Source organism: Tissierella sp., from assembly GCF_031460495.1.
Taxonomy (GTDB): domain Bacteria; phylum Bacillota; class Clostridia; order Tissierellales; family Tissierellaceae; genus JAVKTS01.
This window is the reverse complement of record NZ_JAVKTS010000005.1, coordinates 129,718-152,580: the sequence shown is the minus strand read 5'-3', so window position 1 is coordinate 152,580 and position 22,863 is coordinate 129,718. Positions and strand designations below refer to the sequence as shown.

23 protein-coding genes are annotated in these 22,863 nt (G+C 33.0%); all 23 read right to left on the bottom strand.

The genetic code is table 11. The annotated features are described in order from the left end of the window. Positions 1–28: 28 nt before the first annotated feature. A complete protein-coding gene (locus tag RIN63_RS12835) occupies positions 29–1,219 on the bottom strand; it encodes a M20 family metallopeptidase (RefSeq protein WP_310445135.1) in 1,191 nt (396 codons plus the stop codon). A gap of 53 nt (positions 1,220–1,272) precedes the next feature. Beyond that, a complete protein-coding gene (locus tag RIN63_RS12830; RefSeq protein ID WP_310445134.1) occupies positions 1,273–2,037 on the bottom strand; it encodes a LytTR family transcriptional regulator DNA-binding domain-containing protein in 765 nt (254 codons plus the stop codon). Further along, positions 2,015–3,721, bottom strand: coding sequence for a LytS/YhcK type 5TM receptor domain-containing protein (locus tag RIN63_RS12825; RefSeq protein ID WP_310445133.1), 1,707 nt, complete (start codon positions 3,719–3,721; stop codon positions 2,015–2,017). The genes RIN63_RS12830 and RIN63_RS12825 overlap by 23 nt, the downstream gene beginning before the upstream one ends. A 99-nt stretch (positions 3,722–3,820) precedes the next feature. Next, complete coding sequence (locus RIN63_RS12820) at positions 3,821–4,966, bottom strand: alanine--glyoxylate aminotransferase family protein (protein WP_310445132.1); 1,146 nt, start codon at positions 4,964–4,966, stop codon at positions 3,821–3,823. Positions 4,967–4,987: 21 nt separating this feature from the next. Then, positions 4,988–5,335: a cupin domain-containing protein gene (locus RIN63_RS12815; RefSeq protein WP_310445131.1), complete on the bottom strand. Its 348-nt coding sequence runs from the start codon at positions 5,333–5,335 to the stop codon at positions 4,988–4,990. 15 nt (positions 5,336–5,350) lie between these two features. Then, positions 5,351–6,040, bottom strand: a complete 690-nt coding sequence (locus tag RIN63_RS12810; protein WP_310445130.1) for an LrgB family protein — start codon at positions 6,038–6,040, stop codon at positions 5,351–5,353. After that, complete coding sequence (locus tag RIN63_RS12805; protein ID WP_310445129.1) at positions 6,040–6,399, bottom strand: CidA/LrgA family protein; 360 nt, start codon at positions 6,397–6,399, stop codon at positions 6,040–6,042. Before RIN63_RS12805 ends, RIN63_RS12810 begins: the two co-directional genes overlap by 1 nt. 359 nt (positions 6,400–6,758) lie before the next feature. Next, a complete protein-coding gene (locus RIN63_RS12800; protein WP_310445128.1) occupies positions 6,759–7,514 on the bottom strand; it encodes an acyl-CoA dehydratase activase in 756 nt (251 codons plus the stop codon). A 15-nt stretch (positions 7,515–7,529) separates the two neighbouring features. Then, positions 7,530–8,699, bottom strand: coding sequence for a double-cubane-cluster-containing anaerobic reductase (locus RIN63_RS12795; protein WP_310445127.1), 1,170 nt, complete (start codon positions 8,697–8,699; stop codon positions 7,530–7,532). Between the two features lie 148 nt (positions 8,700–8,847). Beyond that, positions 8,848–9,210 carry an SdpI family protein gene (locus RIN63_RS12790; protein WP_310445126.1) on the bottom strand — a complete coding sequence of 121 codons (363 nt, stop codon included), beginning with the start codon at positions 9,208–9,210 and terminating at the stop codon, positions 8,848–8,850. After that, positions 9,197–9,565 carry an iron-sulfur cluster assembly scaffold protein gene (locus RIN63_RS12785; RefSeq protein ID WP_310445125.1) on the bottom strand — a complete coding sequence of 123 codons (369 nt, stop codon included), beginning with the start codon at positions 9,563–9,565 and terminating at the stop codon, positions 9,197–9,199. Before RIN63_RS12785 ends, RIN63_RS12790 begins: the two co-directional genes overlap by 14 nt. Before the next feature lie 177 nt (positions 9,566–9,742). Continuing rightward, on the bottom strand, positions 9,743–10,795 hold the full coding sequence (locus RIN63_RS12780) for a copper amine oxidase N-terminal domain-containing protein (protein ID WP_310445124.1): 1,053 nt from the start codon (positions 10,793–10,795) through the stop codon (positions 9,743–9,745). 374 nt (positions 10,796–11,169) lie between these two features. Beyond that, entirely contained in the window at positions 11,170–11,988 is an 819-nt protein-coding gene (locus tag RIN63_RS12775) for an alpha/beta hydrolase (protein ID WP_310445123.1), read from the bottom strand. A gap of 11 nt (positions 11,989–11,999) precedes the next feature. Beyond that, positions 12,000–13,313: an acetyl-CoA hydrolase/transferase C-terminal domain-containing protein gene (locus RIN63_RS12770; RefSeq protein ID WP_310445122.1), complete on the bottom strand. Its 1,314-nt coding sequence runs from the start codon at positions 13,311–13,313 to the stop codon at positions 12,000–12,002. A gap of 70 nt (positions 13,314–13,383) precedes the next feature. Next, positions 13,384–14,655: an ABC transporter substrate-binding protein gene (locus tag RIN63_RS12765; protein WP_310445121.1), complete on the bottom strand. Its 1,272-nt coding sequence runs from the start codon at positions 14,653–14,655 to the stop codon at positions 13,384–13,386. A 39-nt stretch (positions 14,656–14,694) separates the two neighbouring features. Continuing rightward, positions 14,695–15,414, bottom strand: a complete 720-nt coding sequence (locus tag RIN63_RS12760; RefSeq protein ID WP_310445120.1) for an ABC transporter ATP-binding protein — start codon at positions 15,412–15,414, stop codon at positions 14,695–14,697. 1 nt (position 15,415) lies between these two features. After that, positions 15,416–16,228, bottom strand: coding sequence for an ABC transporter ATP-binding protein (locus RIN63_RS12755; RefSeq protein WP_310445119.1), 813 nt, complete (start codon positions 16,226–16,228; stop codon positions 15,416–15,418). Positions 16,229–16,232: 4 nt separating this feature from the next. Next, positions 16,233–17,252, bottom strand: a complete 1,020-nt coding sequence (locus RIN63_RS12750) for a branched-chain amino acid ABC transporter permease (RefSeq protein ID WP_310445118.1) — start codon at positions 17,250–17,252, stop codon at positions 16,233–16,235. Between the two features lie 4 nt (positions 17,253–17,256). After that, complete coding sequence (locus tag RIN63_RS12745) at positions 17,257–18,132, bottom strand: branched-chain amino acid ABC transporter permease (RefSeq protein ID WP_310445117.1); 876 nt, start codon at positions 18,130–18,132, stop codon at positions 17,257–17,259. Then, positions 18,129–19,157: a 3-oxoacyl-ACP synthase gene (locus RIN63_RS12740; protein WP_310445116.1), complete on the bottom strand. Its 1,029-nt coding sequence runs from the start codon at positions 19,155–19,157 to the stop codon at positions 18,129–18,131. The genes RIN63_RS12745 and RIN63_RS12740 overlap by 4 nt, the downstream gene beginning before the upstream one ends. Positions 19,158–19,188: 31 nt before the next feature. Then, the gene (locus tag RIN63_RS12735) at positions 19,189–20,082 is read right to left on the bottom strand and encodes an alpha/beta hydrolase (protein ID WP_310445115.1); all 894 of its coding nucleotides are present in this window, start codon (positions 20,080–20,082) and stop codon (positions 19,189–19,191) included. Positions 20,083–20,169: 87 nt separating this feature from the next. After that, a complete protein-coding gene (locus tag RIN63_RS12730; RefSeq protein WP_310445114.1) occupies positions 20,170–20,994 on the bottom strand; it encodes a methyl-accepting chemotaxis protein in 825 nt (274 codons plus the stop codon). A 265-nt stretch (positions 20,995–21,259) separates the two neighbouring features. Then, positions 21,260–22,714 carry a sigma 54-interacting transcriptional regulator gene (locus RIN63_RS12725; protein ID WP_310445113.1) on the bottom strand — a complete coding sequence of 485 codons (1,455 nt, stop codon included), beginning with the start codon at positions 22,712–22,714 and terminating at the stop codon, positions 21,260–21,262. Positions 22,715–22,863 lie beyond the last annotated feature (149 nt).

The following is a 22,863-nucleotide window of genomic DNA, read 5'->3' as shown; positions in this document are numbered from 1 at the left end:
TGCTTACACCCCTATTGTTATAGTGATATTATTTTATCTTATAAAACCAATCTATTGCTCCCTGCACTATAAGAGCTGTGCCTTTCCACAGTTCTTTTTCATCTATATCAAATTTCGAATTATGATGTGGGTAGGATTGTCCGTCTATTTCTCCAATGTTACTTAGATAGAAAAATGTGCCTGGTACTTCTCGAAGGAAAAAGGACATATCCTCTGAACCCATTACAGGTGCTTTCATTTCTATAATATCTCCCTCACTTATGATCTTCTTTGCTGACTCTACAAACTCTTTTGTAAAGTCCTCTGAGTTTTTTAATGCTGGGTAGCAATATTCATAGTCAATTTCATATTTGACATTATGTGATACACTTATACCTTTTACTATTTCTTCTATTCTCTTAGCTATTCTATGTCTAGTATCTTCCTTTACTGTCCTTACTGATCCTTCTAGTTCTACTATATCTGGAATAATGTTTTGGTTAAACCCACCTTGAATTCTTGTAATTGACACTACTGCTGCTTCTGTTGGATTTATCTCACGACTCACTATGCTTTGTAATGCTAGGACAATTTCTGAAGCTGGTATAATTGGATCTATGGCTTGGTGTGGGTATGCTCCATGGCCAGACTTGCCTATTATTTTGATTGATATCTTGTCCACTGCTGCCATCATAGTGCCATAGGATACTCCTATTTTACCATGGGGAATATCATTCGATAACTGTCCCATATGAAGCCCCATTACAGCCTCTACTGCAGGGTTTTCCAAAGCACCTTCCTCTATCATAGGCTTTGCACCACCAGGATATTCCTCTCCAGGTTGAAACAATAGCTTTACATTACCTTTCCATCTGTCTTTATTTTCATTTAACAGCTTTGCTACTCCCAATAAAATTGCAGTATGTCCATCATGTCCACATGCATGCATACATCCATTAGTGGATGCGAACTCTAGTCCAGTTTCTTCTTTAATTGGTAGAGCATCAATATCAGCTCTTAGGGCTATAGTCTTTCCATTTTCTTCCCCTTTGATTAGACCAACTATGGCATTACCATTGATCAAGGTATGGTATTCTATCTTCATCTTATCCAATTCATCCATTATAAACTTTGTAGTCTTTGGCAGATTAAGGCCTATTTCAGGTATTCTATGGAGTTCTCTTCTCCAGTTGATTATTTCATTTTCTATTTTTTTTACTTCTTCTATTATATTGAACATATAACTCTCCTTTAATCTTAATGACACAGAGGGACTGTCCCCTTGTGTCATTACTATATTTTCATTATATCTTTAAATTCATTTAATTTACTTCGGCTAATTGGTATTTTGTCTTTTACACCTGTTAGTTCTACTGCGTAAGTGGCATTGTACCAAGGAATTATACTTTCAATGTAGTTTAAATTGATTAAATAGCTTCTATGACCTCTAAAGAAGTTGGGATATCTTAATTGTTCTTCAAGATTATTTAGGGTTATACGAGATTTGAATTTTCCCTTGGTGGTTGTTATATATGCAAATCCTTCTAAGCTGCTAATATACACAATCTCTGAAGGATTAACAACTATTATCTTGTCCTTCTCATGAACATATATCTTGGACTGCTTATACTTTTCATTTTTCCGTAACTCACTGACTATTTTCTCTACATCCTTTAAATATCCTTCATTCTCCATGCTGTTAAATCCTATGATTCTTTCAATGGTTTGGCTTAGTCTAGGCTTTGCTATAGGTTTTAATAAATAGTCTACTGCATTAACTTGAAAAGCTTTTACTGCAAATTCATCATAAGCTGTCACAAAGACGATTATGGCAGGACTCTTCTCATTCATAATAATATCAGCAACCTCTAAGCCACTCATTTGAGGCATTCTAATGTCTAAGAAGATTAAATCTGGCTTTAACTCACTATTCTTCTCTATGGCTTCAAACCCATTGGCAGCCTCTCCAATTACTTCTATCTCTTCAAAGTCTTTTAGTAATGAAATTAATCCTTGTCTTGCATATTCTTCATCATCAACAACTAGACACCTCAACATTATATTCAGCCTCCCTTATTTTAGGAATCTTCATTGTTACAGTTGTCCCTTCATAATATTGACTATTTATTTCTAATCCATATCTATCTCCATATTTATTTTTCAATCTATTATTTACATTGACCAATCCAATGGAATCATTGTTTTTATTATTATTTAATAAATTTGATAGGATTTCTTCCTTGATTCCAACTCCGTTATCCTCTACACTTAAGACGGTTGTTTCATTTTCATCAATAGCTTTTATCTTTACTATTCCTCCCTCTAATTTTTCAAATATCCCATGATTTATTGCATTTTCAACTATGGGTTGAAGCATTAAAGGGGGCAAGTAACATTCTAAATTATCAGGTATATCAAATATTACCTCTAGTTTTTGGCCAAATCTGGCTTTTTCAATTTCAAGATATGATTTTATGTGCTCTATTTCTTCAAATAAATTTACTTCCTCTAGCCCCTGTTGCAAATTCTTTCTGAAACAAGCCCCTAGATGCAATAATAAATCCTTGGCCTTTTTAGGCTCTAATTCAGTGCATGATACTATAGTATTAATTGAATTAAATAAAAAGTGTGGATTTATTTGGGACTGGAGGGCTTTTAATTCTGCCTTTGCTAAAAGCTGCTTTTGATGTTCTAACTTGCTTAATGCTATTTGGCTTGAAAACAAATCTCCTAATCCTAAGGCCAATTCTAAATCAACCTGACTAATGGAATCCTCTTTCTCTTTATACAATGTTAAGGTACCAATGGTTTCAGTGTTTTCTTTAAGAGGAACAATAATTGCTGAACCTAGTTTATTTTCACTACTAGCCGATAATTTTGTATTTAATACTCTGGTAGATCCACTTTCTATTACCACTTGTGTTAAATCCTTAATCTCCTTTCCCCTGCTTTTTTCATTGTCCTCATATAAGCCTACATAGGATAATATCCTCTCTTTATCTGTAAATATGACTACTTCAATATCTGTCATTTCTTGTACTATCTTTGATGTTTGTAAGGCTGTTTCTTCATTGAAACCTTTCATAAAATATGGAAAGGATCTATTGGCTATTTTTAAGGTTACTTGAGCTTGTTTAGCAGCTATTCTTTCTTCTTCTTTAAATATATTATCTATTATTGCAATAAAAACGAATATTCCTGTAGCATTTAATATGATAATTGGAATTGCAATGACTTTTACTATTCCTAGGGCATCAATAAAGGGTCTAGAAATAAGTAAGATTAATAACATCTGTAAAGACTCAGCTAATATTCCCCCTACAGTAGCTATTAAGTATTTTTGATTACTTTTATAATATATTTTGCTCATAGACCCAGCCATTATACCAGTCAAAATAGTAGAAGTAGTACAGGCTAAAGTGGTTAATCCATTTATATCTATTAGCATCCTATGGGTACCTGCAATAATACCAGCCAATATCCCAACCATTGGCCCCCCTAGAATACCTCCTACGAATACACCAATTGCTCTGGAATTAGCTAGTCCACCATCTATATTTATTCCTATATAAGTCCCAAATATGCCAAATACCCCAAATATTATTGATAGAATTAGTTTGTCCTTTAATCCAATATCCTTTTTTGCTAAAAGCCTTTTGACTAATTTTATTCTAGACATTAGAAATGCAAGGATCATTATCATACCAACCCTATTAATTAAGTCAACAAATATAGTCTGCATTCTTTTCACTCCCTATACTATATATTATATATCCTTTTAGTGAATATTAACAGGATTTAAAATCATAAAAGGGGATGGTATAAAACCATCCCCTAGATATTATTTAAGAAGTTCTGTCATTAATACTCCTACACCTTTACCAAGCTCTACTTTAATTCCTGATCTAAATAAAGCTCTTTCTATAGCTGCTATTGTGGAAACCATGTCGTGAATATCTATATTACCCATATGTCCTAGTCTAAACATCTTTCCTGCATAAGCTGCCAAGCCTCCTGCTACAACAACACCTTCTTCTCCTAAAACCTTTCTAAATTCTAAATCATTTACTCCATCCATATATAAAACATTAGATAAAGTAACTGCTCTATACTCTTTGTCTGCTAACAAAGTAAATCCTAAAGCTTCTAAGGCAGCTTGCACTGCTCTAGCATTTTTCTTATGTCTCTCATATCTGTTTTCTAATCCTTCTGCTTTAATTAAATTTACTGATTCTCTAAGTGCCCAAATCATATTTATTGGTGGTGTAGCAAAGTATTTAGATGGATCTTGCATAACTGGTAGCCATTTATCAAAATCAATATAATACTCTGGAATCTTTCCTAATTCTTTTCTTCTTTCCAATGCTTTTGGTCCTGCCCATAGCATTGCAAGTCCTGGAGCTACACCAAAGGCCTTTTGTGAACCTGTAATTAGTATATCTATATTCATTTCATCCACATACTCTGGCTCAGCTGCTGTAGCACAAACTCCATCTACAATATACATTGTCTCTGGGAATTTTTTCAACATTTCACCAATTTCTTTTATTGGTGCACAAACACCAGTTGATGTATCTACATGAGTCACTGTTACGCCTGCATATTTCTTTTCATTAAGTTTTGCTTCAATTTCTTCTACAGGAACAATTTTTCCCCATTCACTGCTTATTACATCTATATTTATACCTTTTCTTTCTGCAAGGTCTATAAATCTATCTCCAAAGAATCCATTTGATACTATTAGTAAATTATCTCCTGCTTTAAGAGTATTCGCTATTCCCATTTCCATTGCAAGAGTTCCCGTTCCAGCTATTACAAATACTTCACCTTCAGTTTTCCATAATTCCTTCATATCTTTTAGCAATTCTTTGTAATCATTTATAAATCCTGGGTCTCCAAAAGCAACAGTTTCTCTTCCCATTTGATCTTGAATTGACCTAACTACTGGTGTTGGTCCTGGTATCATAACTAATTTTCTAAGTTTCATTCTATATTCCTCCTTTTTTATCTAAGCCTTCATAATTAATCCAATAAACTCTAAATCTTCATTTCCAATATTTTTGATTGAATGTCCTTCTCCGCTTGGACATAAAGTAAAATCTCCTTCTTTAATCTCTATTTCATTTCCATTATCACTGTAAAGAGCTTTACCCTTTAGTATATAATAAGCTTCTTGCTCTCCTTCATGCTTGTGAAAACCTATAGAATTTCCTGCTTCTATTACATGCTTTGCATACAATCTACCGTGACCACAGAAATCATCTACTTCAAAGAAGTGTGTTCTTTTGATTTCTCCTTCTCCTTGCATTAAGTTTACCACTACATCTTGTCTTAACTCATTTGCTCTTTTTAACATTTTTATACCCCCAGTTTAGATTAATATTTGAAATAACCATGGTGCTAAAAATACAGTAATTATGCCTGCTACACTTATTGCTAAGGAACCCATTGCTCCTTGAACTTCACCTAATTCTATAGCCTTTGCAGTTCCTATGGCGTGGGAAGCTGTTCCCATTGCTATACCTACTGCAACTTCATCTTTAATTCTAAATAATTTACATACAGAGGGTCCTATCATATTACCTGTAATTCCTGTAAGTACTGTTACAGCCACTGTTAAAGCTGGTATTCCTCCTATTTGAGCGGATATCTCTCTAGATATAGCTGCTGTAACAGATTTAGGTATCAAGGATATTGCAATTGAATCAACTAATCCAAATGCCTTGCTTAAATAGAAAATACTAACTATTGATACAAGACACCCTACTGCAATTCCCACTACTACAGGGATGCCACTTTCCTTTAATTTTTCTATTTGCTTATATAGTGGTACTGCTAAAAGTACCGTTGCTGGTCCTAAAAAGAAAGTAATTATACTTCCACCCTTATTGTAAATTTCGTAATCAATATCGAAAGATAATAAAAGTATTATTATCAGACCTATTGCTATAATTAAAGGATTGAATATGGCCTTTTTTGTTTTTTTACTTATAAAAAGACCTATCTCAAAAGCAATAACTGAAAGAACAAATCCAAATATAGGAGTATCTAAATAATCCATTACTTAACTACCCCCTTTCTTTTACCTTTAAGCAGTTGCACAGTAGATCCTGTAGCTGCTATTACTAACGCCGTTGTTAAAACTATAACTATTAAAATTGGCAGCCATTGCTCCTTGATTAATCCTAACGATGCTATTAGTCCCACCCCACCTGGAATAAATAAAAAAGTTAAATGATCTAGAAAAAACTTTGATACATTTTCTATACTCTCTAGCTTTAACATTCCAGTTAGTAAGCAAATCAATAATAGTATCATTCCTAAGACTGTGGCTGGAATAGGTATTTTGGTTATCATTTGAGTAACATGAGCTACAAATAAGATTCCAACTATTATAGCTAATTCTTTAATAATTTTCATTAATACCACCACCTTATTTTATTATAAAAGCTATGTAACATAAAAGCTATGTAACTTTTCTGTCCTCCTTTCTTTTTTATTGGATAAGTGTTGCGCATTAATACAGTAAAGTTTTATCTTTAAGGCAATTATATTAGTTATTTACTTTTTTAACAATGATTTTGCAGTAAAATGCTAATATTCATGACTGAAATACATGATTTATTTATTAATTGGCAATCTGATAACCTAGATATACTAAAAATATTAGATGTTTGTATGCTACTTATATATTAGCCAATTAATATGAAACTACATTCATAATAATTGGTCTTTTTACGACAAATGACACAGAGGACTCTTCCTCTGTGTCATTTAAATTATAGTTCCTTAGTCAACAAGGCTGCTCCAATAGAGCCTGCATATCTTGCCAGGGAATCTGTTTTAACTTGTATTTGTAACTTTTCAGAAAGAAGTTTGATAAAGGGTTCCACTTCACATAGTCCACCTGTTAAAAATATAGTATCACTAGTACCATGCTTGTGTAACATGGCATATACTCTTCCTGTAATGGAGTTTATGATTCCCCTTGCTATACTTTCTCTCTTTGTCCCAGATCCTATAAGGCTTATGACTTCTGATTCTGCAAATACTGTACACATACTGGTGATATTTATATCCTCTCCAGAAAGTGCCATATTGGATAGTTCATCTATACTAACCCCTAAAGTATTTGCCATTAATTCCAGAAACCTTCCAGTTCCTGCTGCACATTTGTCATTCATGGTAAAATTAGTTACTCTTCCCTTATCTAAGGTAATTATCTTAGTATCCTGACCACCTATATCTATTACAGTAGAGTCCTTACCCAATAAATAGTAAGTGCCCTTACCATGGCAAGTAATTTCTGTAATAGTTTTATTTGCATAGGGTACTGAAATCCTTCCATAACCTGTGGCTATAACCTTTGATTCATCTATTACAATATTTTTTTCTTCTAATCTTTCTTTTATAACTTTTGAAGTTTCTATACTACTCCACCCTGTAGGCATTGTGAAGTTCTCTATTAGATTATCATCTTCAAATACAGAAACCTTTGCAGCTGTTGACCCTATGTCAATCCCAATATAATGCATTTATATCATCCTTTACTATTTTGCAGTAGCTGGTCTTTCTAATGTTTCTAAGAAAGCCTCTACTCTTACTTTTACCTGACCTGTATCTGAATCTGAGTAGTCAGTTTCTATTTGAATAAACGGAAGATCTAACTCTTCTTGTACAAATTTTTTCACTGTAAATGATTCAATATTGTAAGTATGACACGCTTGCCAAGTTAAATCTACTACTCCATCTACATCATATTCCTTAGCTAATCTTCCAATAAGGTCTAATCTTGAGTTGTTATTTGTCATACATGAACAAGGTGTAGATAAGTATTTCTCTGCTAAAGCCAACATTAGATCTTTATTTTCATCTTCATCTACTAGTACATCTAACCCCTTATATCCTGTACAATTTTCTAAAGCTACTACAGATGCTCCAGCCTCCTCTAATGCCTTTAATACTTTTTCTGAACCTGAGCCTATTGGACATCCTGTAAGTAATATCCTTGGTGCTGTTTCATCAAAAGCATATATTCCTTTAGCCATTCTTTCTTCAACTTCAGCTATTAATCTTTCAATTAAATCTATTCCTGCTTCCTTATCTACATTAAATCCCTTTAGCCATTGAGCAAGCATCATATCCATACCTGATAATGGAGCAGGCTTATGAGCATTTAGTTTATGTAGTTTCTTCATTGCATTTCTTTCTCTATTCATAAGCTTTATAGCATCTCTTAGATTTTCATCTGTTATCTCTACTTCAAGTTTCTCCTCTAAGAAGTTTTTGAATTTAACCATTTCTTTTTTCCAAGATTCTAATGAATCCTCATCATTAGCAGTTTGTGGCAAGTTCATAATATGCATTGGTTTTATTTTTCCCATCAATTCATACATCTTTTTCTTTCCGTCACATGTAGTCTCTGCTAGTAGTACATCTGAAAAATAGAAGTATGGACATTTATCTGTAATTGCAAATCCATAGCTAGATTTAATTAACGGACATAAATTTCTTGGTAGTTCTTTTTCAGCATCCTCTATAGGTCCTTGAGCAGTACCACATAAGGTCACTGAAATCGCATCTGCTGCCAAGGCTATTTCCGAAGGAGAAAATACACAGTACATTCCTACAACTTTTTTACCTGCTTCATGTGCTTCCTTGATTTTTACGGAATTTATACCTCTTAAACCTTCAACTTCTTCCATTATTTGTGGTCTCATATTGCACTCTCCCTTTATATTAGTTCATACATATTAAGTTTATCATGTAAAAAACCCATCTACCAATTATATATGTTTATAAGTAGATGGGTTTGTATAGATATATTTAATAATAAACAGGTAAGAAAATTGCAATTTATATATGAGATTATACCAGTTTCTTTCCTTTCTCATCAAACTTTTCCTTTAATTCTTTATCCACAGTCTGTAAAGATACCATACTTGATAAAACTGACACTATTGCCAATAACCAACTTGGCTTGGAGAAATCTTTCGATATAAACAAAAGATATAATGCAGAAAATATGATTAATCCCAACCCTAATCTTATCCATATCTGCCCTGCTCTTCTGTTTCCATACTTCCAGGTTTCTTCAGATAACATGGATCGGACAGTCCTATATCCTAAAAAATTACTAATACTGCCTCCTGCCTTTTTAATATATACTGATCCATATATTATTAGACTCACAGGCATTATGAAATTTATCAACCATCTAAGATCTAGCATTGTTCGTCTCCTTATAATCATTTATTGCTGCTCTTAGTCCCTTTACTCCCAAGACTGAGCAGTGAAGTTTGGATTGTGGTAGTCCATCTAGGGCATCAATTAATTCTTTTTCAGTTATTGCCATAGCTTCTTCTATGGTCTTTCCCTTAGCCATTTCTGTTATCATACTTGATGTTGCTATTGATGCAGTACACCCAAATACTAAAAAACTAATCTTATCTATAATATTATCCTTGACTTTAATGTAAATAGTCAAAGAATCCCCACATTTCAAATCTCCATAGGTCCCTTCTCCATCAGGATCTTTCATACTACCTACATTTCTAGGACTCATGAAATGTTCTATTACCTTCATAGAGTATTCTGAATACATTTTATCACTTCCTGTTATTTAATCTTCCTTACATTATATTATTTTAACATATAATAATGAAATTTGTTGGAAAAAACAAAAATTACATATTCATATTTTAAGGAAAAAAATGAAGGCATTGCGTTTCCGCAAATGCCCTCATCTACAAGGAGGATCGTCTTATTCAGCTATATTAACCATTCCATCTTCTAGTATTTCCACACTTACCTTCAATATTTCTTCTAGAAAATTTAACGGAACATAGGTGGTTGAATCTTTAATTTCTGGAGCAGCGCCTAGTCTTACAAGCATTTTTGCAAAACTATAATTGTCTTCTCCAATTGTTACTGCTGTCCATTGTGCTCCTTTTGTTAATTCTGCCTTCCTTAGGTCATTATTCCAATTTACTTCATATCCTAATGTTTCAGCAATTTGTCTAAGTGGTACCATAACAATATCTTTTTCATTTTTATATAATTCTTTATCTAAGGTAATTTCCTTTTCATTTATCAATGCTTTATTAAGCACTGATACTTCAGCCTGTATAACTTCAGGTTCTGGCGTTTCTACTTCTAATACAGTATCCTCTTTATCCATTACAATTATTTTCTCTGGTCCTGTTTGTGCTGGGATGCTCTTAGTTGATATTGTATAGAAAACAATTAAATCTCTATCTACTAAATCTTCCTTATCTACCTTGTTCCCATTTTTATCAGTTATAATTGTAGTATCCGTTGGACTAATTTTTAGCATACCATCAGTAGAAATTAACTCTTTATTAAATTTAGATACTTCTACGGTAACCGGCTCCTCTGCTTCATTTAATATAATAAGGTCTGGGGATAATTGAGCTGGTAAGCTCATCAACATTATTGTATCCTTGCTATAGTATCCAGTTACAGTCTGACCTTCTTTAAATGAGTCCTTAGATATAAAATCCATAGCTTTGTCATTTAATAGAATAACATCTTCGTCTATATGAAACAACATCCCATTATATGGGTCTGATGCGTCATCCTTTACCATAATAGATATATATTTTTCATTTTTAGTGATACTAGTAATTTTCCCTTCATATTTAATATAATCTTTTACTTTTATTTCTTCTTCACTATTGATAGGGGCAGATATGACAGTCACTTCCTCTACTATATCATTAGCATTAGCTAAAACTGGACTTAATGTAATACAAGCTGCCATTGACAATACTATATATTTTTTAAAATTTCTCATTTATTAACACTCCTTTTTAGTAGGTATTCTTTATAGTACTAATATAACAAATATTTTGCCTCAATTGGTTACATTAGAATTACAATTTAGTTACATTGCATTTTTGACAAAAAAACAACAGCCATAAGCATATATGCTTATGGCTGTTGTTCATAAAAAATAAGGGGTTTACTATTTTACTATATCGATAATAACATTTTATATCATAATAATCCTTAAGACTCAGTTATAACTCTTACTAAGCCTCCTAGTGCATCTATCATAGTTATATATTGCAGCATCCCATACCCTTTTATAGTAAGTTTTATCTTTATTTTGTAATTCATTTAGTAGCTCTATCTTATTACTACCTTCTTGTATTTCCTTTTTGGATTTTAAACTATCCCATATTCCAATTTTGTATTGTTTACAAAACCTAAAATCAAACTAGTAAACAATAATGGTCTTTCATACATTGCCCCATGCCCCGTATCAGGTAGTATAATTAATTGAGAATTCTTTATTCCTTTATTTAACAACTTTTGTTCGGCTAAAGGTGTGATAACATCATGTTCTGCACCAACTATAAGTGTGTGATTTTCTATTTCACCTAACCTATCTATTACATCGTAGTTTTCAGCACTAAGTGTTAACCTATCCATGGAGCCCATAAAAGCTTTATCATTAAAGACATATTTTGTTAACAATTCCTTTCTATTTTCCATCCATTTAATATTCTCATTATAAAACTTTGGTGAATATATAATTGGTATTGTGGTTAAATAATAATTTAGTGGATCATCACTGCTTAACATCCATGACCTACCAATATCTCTTAACCATGGATTAGTCTTAGCTGTAGTGTTAAACAATACTAATCTATCAATTGTGCTTCCATGTTTTAATGCATATTGAAGGGCAACTTCTCCACCATAGGAAATTCCAACTATATTTATCTTTTCTATATTTAATTCTTGTAATAGTGCATAGATCAAATCAACTTGAACTTCTTGAGTATATTCCCCTTCAAGTTTTGCTGATTGTCCTTGATCAAGAAAATCCACAAGGATCAATTGATTATTGTCTGATAGGGGATCTTTAAAAAATTCCCAACTGGCAGTGCTCATCATAATTCCATTTAATAAAAGTATAGGCTTACCTTCACCATTGACTTCATAGTATACATCCTTACCGTTATAATTTAAAATAGCCATTTATAAGCCTCCTAAATATCGTAAATCAATCCTATTTTATGTGCTTCTTCAAGTAATTCATCTCTAAATTTTGGATGAGCTATTGAAATCAACCTTTCAACTCTTTCTTTAATATTAGTTCCTCTTAAAGATACTACTCCATATTCGGTAACTACATAGTCTACATCATTTCTAGAAAGTGTAACATAAGCTCCTTGTTTTAACATAGGTACTATTTTAGAAATTTCTTCTCTTTCACCTGTTTCCTTATTCTTTACCATAGCTGTGGAATATAGCGCTATAAAACTCTTACCATTTTTTGATTTTTGTGCACCTACGGCAGTATCTGATTGTCCTCCTGTACCACTAAATTGGATAGGTCCTATAGATTCCGAGCAACACTGTCCTGTTAAATCTACTTCTATGCTGGTATTTATAGATACCATATTGTCATTTTGAGCTATTACATATGGATCATTAACATAGTTTCCATCTAAAAACATAACAGAAGTATTATCATCTAAAAATTCATAAAGTTCTTTATTTCCTAGTGCAAATGTACATACAATTTTCCCTTTGTGAAGATTTTTCTTCTTACCATTTATTACCCCTGCTTGTGCTAGTTTTACCATACCAGATGTCATCATTTCCGTATGAACGCCTAAATCCTTTTTCGTCATTAATGCATCCGTCACTGCATTTGGAATTCCACCAATACCCAATTGGATACAATCCCCATCATTAATATATTCTGCGATTAAGTTTCCTATTATTATATCTTTTTCATTACTTACTACATCAGGTAAAGCTGGAACCTCATAATTGGAGGCTATTAAATAATCTATATCCGAGTAATGAACTTCCACATCTCCAAAGGTTCTTGGATAGTTAGGATTTACCTCCAATATGATTATATCAGCCTCTTCCATCATTCTTTTTTCATAGGTATTTGAAAGGGACAGGGATATAAACCCATGTTTATCTGGCATCGAAGCACTACCTGCATATATATTTGGCTTCATATGGGCTAGCCTTTTTATACCTGCCAGATGTAAATGATTGGGTATATAGGATATATTTCCATTTAAGTGGGCTTTTCTTAAAGTTGGCGAATAAAACCAACCATCTATATTAAAACTCTCTTTATATTCTGGTTTCAAAAATTCTCCATGGTTCATAGGAAGACAGTTAGTTATAGTAACATTCTTAACTCTATCTCCTATGGTGTGTAGATTATTCATAAAATCTTGAGGTTCAGTAGCACCTAAGCCTGTAACAATATTATAATTCGATTTTACTAATTCTAGTGCTTGTTCTAATGTTATTAGTTTCTCTTTATAGTCCATATTAACCTCCATAATCCCTTGAAATAATAGGCAGGGATTACCCTGCCTATACATTATAATATTCTTTTAACTAGTTGCCTAAAATACCGTCTATAGATTGAAGTGGTTTTGTAACTTCCCAAAGACCATCAAGGTTGGTATGAACAATTTTTGACAGGTTCATCTCTTGAGTTCCTGCTCTTAGACCATTTCCAAAGTCTATTGATCCACCAAATGGATTGTTTATTGGAGCTGATTCTAAAGCGTCCATATACTTATCCCAAGTAATTGTTCCTTCTACTCTCTTTAATCCTTCTGTAAAGAAAGATGCTGCTATCCAACCAGTCATAGCATATGCATTATCAGCATATTCTGGTGTATGCTTTGCAAATTCTTCAAGTGCATTCATTCTATCGCCTTCGAAACTTACCCAACCGTTACCGTAAACATCAAATTTTCCTGCTATTTCATTCACAACTGATGCTGCTATAACTGGAGCAACGTTTACATAAGTTGTAATAACATCTTTGTTAACACCTTGTGCAGCTAATTCTTTAATTATAGTTGGAATTGTAGCTTGAATTGCAGCTCCTATAATAAAGTCTACATTAGCATTTTTGATAGTTGTAACTGCTGAAGAAACGTCTGTAGCACCAGCTGTTACTTGTTCTGCCACTAATTCTATGCCTAGTTCCTTGGCTTTTTTCTCTGCACCCCATAGTAAGTCTTTTCCAGCGTCATCATTTGTATAAATAACACCGATTTTCTTAGCACCAAAGTCTCCAACAGCACGTGCAACCATTATTTGACCTTCTGTTTTGTAAATAGGTTGTACTGGGAATATATTTCTATCTCTACCTACTGCATTATCATTATATAATTGTCCTATACCTGTTGCAAAATAAACTGCAGGTATTCCTGCTTCTTTTAAATCTTCAAGAGTTCCACCTACTACAGGAGTTCCAAAATGTCCTACTATAGCAAATACTTTGTCATCTTCTATATAGTTTGATAATATAGCTTTTCCTTTAACTGGGTCAAATTCATCATCTTGATGTTTGAAAGTTATCTTTCTACCATTAACTCCACCTGCATCGTTTATCATTTTAAAATATGCTTCAATCCCTGCATTAAAAGGAACGCCTACTGGAGCAAATGCTCCTGATGTAGCAGCACTGTTAGCAACTATTATTTCTGTGTCAGTAACGCCTTGTGCTTGTTTTTCTTCTTTTGCAGGTTCATCTTTTGGTGTAACAGTGGTGTTATCATTTGATGCTGGTAATTCCTCTTTTGGTGTTTGTGTACATGCAGCCAAACCTAATACCAATACTAAAATTAACAAAATAGATATACTCTTTTTCACTTTTATTCCCCCTTAAATTTTATAATGCCTTAGCATTAATTAGTTGGACCCTAGATATGCTTCTATAAGCCTTGGGTCATTTCTTAAATCTGCTGCCTTACCATGGGTATTAATCTTACCCAATTCTAGAACATATGCATAATCTGCAATCTTTAAAGTCTGCGCTGCATTTTGTTCTACTATTATTACCGTGGTCCCCTCCTCTTTTATTTCCTTGACAATTTTCATTATATCTTGAACAATTAATGGTGCTAATCCTAATGATGGTTCATCTAAAAGTAATATCTTAGGACTGCTCATTAATGCACGGCCAATAGCTAACATTTGCTGCTCTCCGCCTGAAAGAGTTGAGGCCATCTGATCTGCTCTTTCTTTTAAAAGTGGAAAATAATTGTATACTCTTTCAAAGTTCATCTTTATTTGTTCTTTATCCTTGATTGTAAATGCACCTATTCTCAAGTTTTCCTCAACAGTTAAGTCACGAAATATCTGTCTTCCCTCTGGTGATTGAGCAATACCGAGTTTAGCAATCTTATCAGGCTCCATTTTAGATATTTCAGTACCGTAGAAAGAGATACTTCCTTCAGCACCATCTATAATTCCCGATATTTTTCTAAGGGTAGTGGTCTTTCCAGCTCCATTTGCTCCTAAAAGAGCAACTACATCACCTTCCTTAACTTCTATATCTATACCTTTTAAGGCCTCAATTGCACCATATCTAACCTTTAATCCTTTGATTGATAAAGCTGTTTCTTTCATATTATTCATCTCCATCATTTCCTAAATATGCTGCCTGAACATCTTTATTGCCTTGAATTTCTTTAGCATTTCCTAGGGCTAAGAACTTTCCAAAGTTAATAGCACAAATAGTATCACAAACATCCATAACTAGCCTCATATCATGTTCTACTAAAAATACTGAACAATTATATTCATCCCTAATCTTTCTTATGGTCTTTGCTAACTCTATGGTTTCTGTATCATTTAAACCAGCTGCTGGTTCATCAAGAATAATAAGCTTTGGATCACACATTAGAGTTCTAGCAAATTCAACTTTTTTTAATATTCCATAAGGTTGTCCTGCTACTAGCATATTTTTACGATCTTCAAGGCCAAAATCTCTTAGTATTTTTACAGCATGCTCTTTCTGTGCTCGCTCTTCTTTTCTAGCTTTAGGAAGTTTTAATGCCTGAGATACTATACTGGCTTTAAAATCAGTATGAGCACCAATTAATACATTGTCTAAAATACTTAATTCTCTTATTAATTCTATATTTTGAAAAGTCCTAACCAACCCTAGGCCAATAATCTCATGAACATTATGTTCCCTAAGACTTGAAATATTATTGTTTTTATCCTTAAATAATATGGTTCCTAAGTCAGGTCTATAAAATTGGGTTATACAGTTAAAAACCGTAGTCTTTCCTGCACCATTAGGTCCTATTAATCCAAATATTTCATTTTCTTTTATATCAAAAGAGAGATTGTCAACAGCTTTCAAACCACCAAAAGCAATAGATAGGTCCTTAACACTTAATACTACTCCATCTGATATTGTTTTTACTCCATCCATATGATTATCCTCTCTTTCTCAGTTTCTTTATCCATCCTTTAATATCATGGCCGATATAAATTAAGCCATTAGGATAAAACATTATTACTAATATTATTAAAACTCCATTAAAAACATAGGATAATTGATCAAAATATGGAATTTGCTTTAAAAACAAATCTGGTACAGCGAAAACTATAAATGCACCAAGTACAGTTCCATAAATAGATCTGAGTCCACCTATTATAATCATTGCTAAAAAATCTAAACTCAGCTTTAAAGACCAAATCGACGGATATGAGAATCTAATAAAATGTACATATAATACTCCTGCCACAGATGCATAAATTGTAGCCAATGCAAATGCTACTAATCTATATTTTAAAAGGTTTACTCCCATTGCCTGTGCAGCCGGTTCACTACCTCTCATAGCGTTTAATGCCCTACCCAGTTGACCATTTATCATATTGTAAGTTATTAACATAATTATGGTTAATACAAAAACTATTAGATAATAAGTTGTAGTTCTATCTAGTTGTATACTACCAAACAACAATGGGAAGCCAGCAGATTTACCACTAAATCCATTAGTAAATACATCAAATTCTTCGAAAGTCTTCCTTAAAATCTCTGATACTGCCAGTGTTGCAATGGCCAAGTATAGTCCTTCAATTTTAAGTGAAACCAATCCTACTAATACCCCAATAATGGTAGGTACTATTATGGCTGCTAGTATTGCTACTTCAAATGGAAGGTTTAAATTCACCGTTATATAAGCTGATATATAAGAAGCCAATCCCATAAAGCCTGATGTTCCCAGTGAAATTAACCCTGAATACCCTAGAAGTATATTTAAACCTAGTGCTGCTACTGCATATATTAATGTTCCTCCTATAATGGTTATATGACTAGTTTTTAAAATACCTATTTTAGCCAGTATTGGAACCAATCCCAGTATTATACCGAATAAGATAAATTGTAATTGTTCATTTTTAGTGCTTGCATTTTTAATGCTTGTATTTTTAGCGACCTTATTTTTTATCATCTGACTACACCTTCTTTACAATCTTCTTACCTATTAGTCCATAAGGTCTAATTACCAGGAACAATAAAATAAGAATATATAGTATTTGTCCACCCCATATGGAGCTGCCATAATATAATAATAAATTTCTACTAATACCTATGATATAAGCCCCTATAACTGGCCCATAGAAAGTTTGGAACCCCCCTAAAACACAGGCAATTAATGCGTTAATCTGTACTTCATCCATTAGATTCAAACTAACTGAAGTCATAGGTGCCACCATAATGCCTGAAAGTACTCCTAACACTCCTGCAACTGCCCAAGCTCCAATAGTAACATTCTTAGTAGGTACTCCCATAAGTTTGGCTACAAATTCATTTGAAGCTGTGGTTCTAACTGCCAATCCCCACTTAGTCTTTTGTAATACATAAAACAGTAAGCTCATTACAGTTAAACCAAAAGCTATATTAAATAATCCATTGTATGAAATAGATGCACCAGCAACTACTAGATCTCCTTTGTTAATAAATCTCGGTAATCGTAAAGGATCTACTCCAAACAATATAGGAGCTAATCCTAAGACTATCATTACAATACCTAGGGTAATTATCTGCTTTGCTACAGGTGAAACCTTGGCAGTATTTCTAATAATAACAAAGTCTATAAACACTCCTACTAACATGGAGCTGGCAACTCCAGCTAAAATAGCCATCCAAAGTGGTAGCCCAAATTTCAAAAAACTATGAGTTACTACAAATGTGTTGAACATTCCAACTGCGCCCTGGGAAAAGTTGGTTATATTAGATGTACGATAAACTATTATAATACCTAATGCTGCTAATGCATAAATACTTCCTGTTTCTAAACTTCGTAATATAACTTGTAAAAAGATACTCAATGTTGTCCCCCCCATTTAATCACATTAGCTGCCCATGCATATCCGATTCCTGCAGCTATCATAGATATTACCGTTCCATCCTTTACTTTTCCCTGCTCCAATGCTAGATGAAGAGAAAGTATTTGATCTACCTGCCCTATATGTCCATACTCTGAAAGATAGATGGATTGGTCTTCAGTGAGTCCAAGGGATTCAACCATAGCTTTATGTTGTGAATATTTAAAATGAAGCACTGCTAAATATCCTAGGTCTTCCTTTTGAATTCCTGACTTTTCAAAAGCTCTATCTATGCAACGGTACCAATTATCCATAGAAACTTCATTTAATCTATCTTTCATGTGCTTTGCATCAAATAGCCTTAAGGATTTATATGCTTCATCAATATTGTCAGAAGTAATAGGCTTTTCAGTTCCTCCAAATTCCACTCCTGCATCCCTAGCCATACTTCCATCAGTCATTATATGAGAACCTAACAATAGATTCTTATCATAGTTTTTCTTTAATATTATTGCTCCACCACCAGCAGAAAGGTTATACATCATTGACATATTCTTGTCTGCATAGTCTACAAAATCTCCGTTTCTATATCCCCCTACGATCATTACAGTGTTTATGTCCTCATCAGCGATCATCATATCCTTAGCTATTTTCATAGCAGCAACAGTTGTACAGCATCTTTGTTGAAGATCTATTGCCCATGCATTTGTAGCCCCAATTTTTTCTTGTATATAAATTCCCGATGTTGTCAGTGGATATTCCTTCCACTCTTCCCCCATACATAAAATCAAATCTATTTCCTTTGGATCAATTCCCGTTCTTTTAATGGCATCAAGTCCTGCCTTAACTCCCATCTCTTGAGTTCCATCATTTTGTCCTGGTATGGATTTTTCAATAATCCCAAGTTTCTCTACCACTGCTTCCTCAGCCCATATTCCCTTCGAAGCCAAAGATATTTCCTTTGCAGTCATTCTTCCCTCTGGAATATATATACCAGTTCCAACAATTCCTACATTTATACTAGTCATAGTTACCTCCTTTAATTATCATTTATCTTATCTAATCCATAAAGGACAATATTAGATTCATAAATCTATCTAAATCATCAGTCATAGGTGCATGACCACCATTATCTAATAGCTCTAATCTAGCATTTTTACCTATTCCTTCAGCTATTCCTATACCCATATCCATAGGTACTATTAAATCATTTTTACCTTGTATAACTAAAGTTGGAGCTTTAATCTTGTGAACCTCTCCTGTCCCTTCCACTACTCCGTTATGTTCATCTGATATATTAAAATGAACTAAGGAATAATCTATATCTACTAAATTTCTTTGAGTAAGCATAGCATCTAAATATTCTTCATATCGTTCTTCCGTTGGTTTTCCAAATAAATATATTCCTGAGTTCCAAACCATTCTAAGAAACGGCTTATCCTTATTCCAATATGCGCTTAATATGGGAACTACCTGTACCTTGTCTGCCCCAATCTCTTCCTTAGTTCTTAGGAATTCTCCCAGGATAGGTTGACCATTAGCATCTTTTTTGAACATTGGATATCCTTTTATACCTACAGATTCTACTAATATAAGTTTTTCAACATATTCAGGATAATCTATGGCAAAATACATAGCTACTCCACCACCTGTAGACCATCCAGTTAAATTAAACTTCTTTAGTCCAATGACATCCACAAAGAGCTTTAAATCTTCAGAGAAATCTCTTAATGAATTTGCAGGAGTATTGTAGGTTGATGTTCCAAAGCCCCTCATATCTATGGCATAAGTTGTATATTCATCTGTCATACTTTCCATTACTGTATCCCAATGCTTTGATGTTGACATATTCCCATGAACTAAAACTAATATCTTATTGCCACTACCTATTTTTCTGTATCCCATTGTCTCTCCATTTGATAGTTCAATTGAATTTAACACAATATTTGACATTTTTATCCTCCTTTTATAATAAATTTAGATAAATATTAGATTTTAATTCTTCATAGCAAATATCAATGCAAAATGCGTGCCAAATAATTATTCACTCAATAGTCGGGCATTCTCTCTTAGTTTCTCCGCTCTTTCATTGATTTCCTTTACTAATCCAGTAATATAGTTGTTAATTTCAATTTGATGGGATGATATATTTAAAAGGTCATCAAGCTTTTCAGTAATCTTGTTAGTAGAAAACCTTAATTCATCTATTATCCTGTCTGCATCCTTCACATATTCTTCAGTACTATTAGCCAGATTTCTAATTTCCTCTGCTACTACTTTAAATCCTTGCCCTTCATTTCCAAGCCTTCCAGCCTCTATAAATGCATTTAATCCTAACATATTAGTTTTCTTTGAGATAGATTTAATAAATCTAAGTATATTTTCAGTATCCTCTACTTTACTCATAGATTCACTAGTTATAGTATCAAGACCTTCTCCTACATTCTTCAGTTTCATGGAATTGTCCGAGATTACATCAGTAATTGATACCATCTGTTCCATTGTAGCATGAAGATTATCAGCTAGAACAAGCAATAAGTCCTGTTTATCTACGGCTTCTGTAAATGTCACTGATCCAATGATGTTTCCTTCCTCATCTTCAATTGGAATAGCAATTGCAATATAAGGAAATCCAAAGATTTCTGAACCAACTCTTCTCACAACCTTTTGACCAGTGATAATACTCTCATAGGCAACTGAATTCTTAACATGAGGATCCCCAGACTTAATATTGTGATCTTGCTTATCACTGGGAACATATATTAAACATTTTTCCAAGTTACATACTGAAACTGCAAAATCTGTATTAGTAAGCTTATTTATATAAGGTGCCACATTCACAAAACAATCTAGTATATTTCCCATGTTTTCTCCTTTTCTATTATTTTATTTATATCTTCACTGAAAATATAGATGCAACTTCTGTGCCAATAATTATATTTAATTTACTTAAGATATTTCTTTGAAACTAATTAAAAAAACTATAAATTAATCATCTTTATAATTAATAATGTATAATTTCCATCTAATTTTTGAAATCTTGTCTGTCTTTGTTTTGTACATGTACATACTTTGTACAAAACTCCTCCTACAAAAAAATACAAACTACTCTATAAGAGTAGTTTGTTCCCTATGATATTCCATATTTCTCCATTCTATCATATAAAGTTGATCGACTGATATCTAATAGCTTAGCAGTCTTTAACTTATTACCTTCAGTGTATTCTAAGCATCTTATAATAGCCTCTTTTTCCGTATCTTCTATTATTTCTTTTAAAGGTCTCACAGGCCCATCCATTATTATCTTTTTATTTTGTGTTAAATACACTGGCAGATGTACTGGCAATATTGTATCTGAATCTGTCAGATTTATTGCTCTTTCTAATACATTTTCTAACTCCCTTACATTTCCAGGCCAGCCATGTCCCTCAAGACATTCCATAGCATTTTGCGATATATTTGTTACATATCTACCAAGTTGATTTGAAAGCTTTTTGAGGAATAAGTTCACAAGTTCTTCTATATCTCCATATCTCTCCCTCAAAGGTGGTATTTCAATGGTCATGACATTAAGTCTGTAATATAGATCTTCTCTAAACTTACCTTCATTGATTAGTTTCTTTAAATCTTTATTAGTAGCTGCAATAACTCTAACATCTACCTTTATAATATTATTTCCTCCAACCCTTTCAATTTCCTTTTCTTGTAATACTCTTAGTAGTTTAGCTTGCATTTTCATAGGCATATCGCCTATCTCATCCAAGAATATGCTTCCACCATTGGCTAATTCAAATTTTCCTATCTTTCCACCTTTTTTAGCCCCAGTAAATGCACCTTCTTCATATCCAAAAAGCTCAGATTCAAGCAACTCAGAAGGTATAGCTGCACTATTTATTTTTACAAATGGAGAAAAGCTTCTAACACTATCATTGTGAATTGCGTGGGCAAACAACTCTTTTCCAGTACCACTTTCTCCTAAAATCAAAACATTGGAGATAGAACTAGATGCCCTTTTACCTATAAACTTTGCATTTGACATCTTTTCACTATTTCCAATAATGGTATTCCATGAATACTTAGCTCCATACATTTCTTTTAGCTGGTTTTTATATAAATGTAATTCTGTTTCAAGAAGTTTATTTTTTGTAATAATGTCCTTAAATTGCTCAATTCCTTCAAACAAGACCATACCTATAGCATATTTTATTTCACCATTCTTATCAAGCACTGGAAGCCTATGTACAATAGCAGTATGACCATTTTCAAATGTATGCTTCCAAGCTATTTCAGCCTTTTTAGTCTTAAATACATATGGAAACCTAGAGTATTTATCTACATCTAGGACTAGCTTCCCAATTATATCAGATTTTGGAAATCCAAGGAAATCAGCAAAAACTTGATTAATCATCCTAATCTTACTATCCTTATCCAACATAATTAATGGTACTGGAAGAGGGTCAAATATCCTATCCATCATTGAAGCCAGATACTTAGTAAGTATTATGTCTTCATCTATTAGTTCATCCATCTGAATATCTTCAATATCTTGATTATATACTTGGTTATCTATCTTGCTATTATCCATAAAGCCACCTCCAAAAGATTGCTTAACAAAAATACATACTATCATTTTAACATAGTAATGCATAAAATTGGAGACTATTTTAACAAAATATGGCTATTACCTTGCAAAGGTAATAGCCACTAAGTCTATAACTATTTAATAATTCTAAT

Excerpts from the sequence above, each read along its gene's own strand:
- RIN63_RS12810 (WP_310445130.1), bottom strand. The coding sequence starts at position 6,040 with ATGGATTATTTAGATACTCCTATATTTGGATTTGTTCTTTCAGTTATT.
- RIN63_RS12805 (WP_310445129.1), bottom strand. The coding sequence starts at position 6,399 with ATGAAAATTATTAAAGAATTAGCTATAATAGTTGGAATCTTATTTGTA.
- RIN63_RS12815 (WP_310445131.1), bottom strand. The coding sequence starts at position 5,335 with ATGTTAAAAAGAGCAAATGAGTTAAGACAAGATGTAGTGGTAAACTTA.
- RIN63_RS12760 (WP_310445120.1), bottom strand. The coding sequence starts at position 15,414 with ATGAAAGAAACAGCTTTATCAATCAAAGGATTAAAGGTTAGATATGGT.
- RIN63_RS12735 (WP_310445115.1), bottom strand. The coding sequence starts at position 20,082 with ATGTCAAATATTGTGTTAAATTCAATTGAACTATCAAATGGAGAGACA.
- RIN63_RS12740 (WP_310445116.1), bottom strand. The coding sequence starts at position 19,157 with ATGACTAGTATAAATGTAGGAATTGTTGGAACTGGTATATATATTCCA.
- RIN63_RS12785 (WP_310445125.1), bottom strand. The coding sequence starts at position 9,565 with ATGAAGGTAATAGAACATTTCATGAGTCCTAGAAATGTAGGTAGTATG.
- RIN63_RS12800 (WP_310445128.1), bottom strand. The coding sequence starts at position 7,514 with ATGCATTATATTGGGATTGACATAGGGTCAACAGCTGCAAAGGTTTCT.
- RIN63_RS12775 (WP_310445123.1), bottom strand. The coding sequence starts at position 11,988 with ATGGCTATTTTAAATTATAACGGTAAGGATGTATACTATGAAGTCAAT.
- RIN63_RS12730 (WP_310445114.1), bottom strand. The coding sequence starts at position 20,994 with ATGGGAAATATACTAGATTGTTTTGTGAATGTGGCACCTTATATAAAT.
- RIN63_RS12830 (WP_310445134.1), bottom strand. The coding sequence starts at position 2,037 with ATGTTGAGGTGTCTAGTTGTTGATGATGAAGAATATGCAAGACAAGGA.
- RIN63_RS12750 (WP_310445118.1), bottom strand. The coding sequence starts at position 17,252 with ATGATAAAAAATAAGGTCGCTAAAAATACAAGCATTAAAAATGCAAGC.
- RIN63_RS12755 (WP_310445119.1), bottom strand. The coding sequence starts at position 16,228 with ATGGATGGAGTAAAAACAATATCAGATGGAGTAGTATTAAGTGTTAAG.
- RIN63_RS12725 (WP_310445113.1), bottom strand. The coding sequence starts at position 22,714 with ATGGATAATAGCAAGATAGATAACCAAGTATATAATCAAGATATTGAA.
- RIN63_RS12825 (WP_310445133.1), bottom strand. The coding sequence starts at position 3,721 with ATGCAGACTATATTTGTTGACTTAATTAATAGGGTTGGTATGATAATG.
- RIN63_RS12820 (WP_310445132.1), bottom strand. The coding sequence starts at position 4,966 with ATGAAACTTAGAAAATTAGTTATGATACCAGGACCAACACCAGTAGTT.
- RIN63_RS12780 (WP_310445124.1), bottom strand. The coding sequence starts at position 10,795 with ATGAGAAATTTTAAAAAATATATAGTATTGTCAATGGCAGCTTGTATT.
- RIN63_RS12790 (WP_310445126.1), bottom strand. The coding sequence starts at position 9,210 with ATGCTAGATCTTAGATGGTTGATAAATTTCATAATGCCTGTGAGTCTA.
- RIN63_RS12770 (WP_310445122.1), bottom strand. The coding sequence starts at position 13,313 with ATGGACTATAAAGAGAAACTAATAACATTAGAACAAGCACTAGAATTA.
- RIN63_RS12795 (WP_310445127.1), bottom strand. The coding sequence starts at position 8,699 with ATGAGACCACAAATAATGGAAGAAGTTGAAGGTTTAAGAGGTATAAAT.
- RIN63_RS12835 (WP_310445135.1), bottom strand. The coding sequence starts at position 1,219 with ATGTTCAATATAATAGAAGAAGTAAAAAAAATAGAAAATGAAATAATC.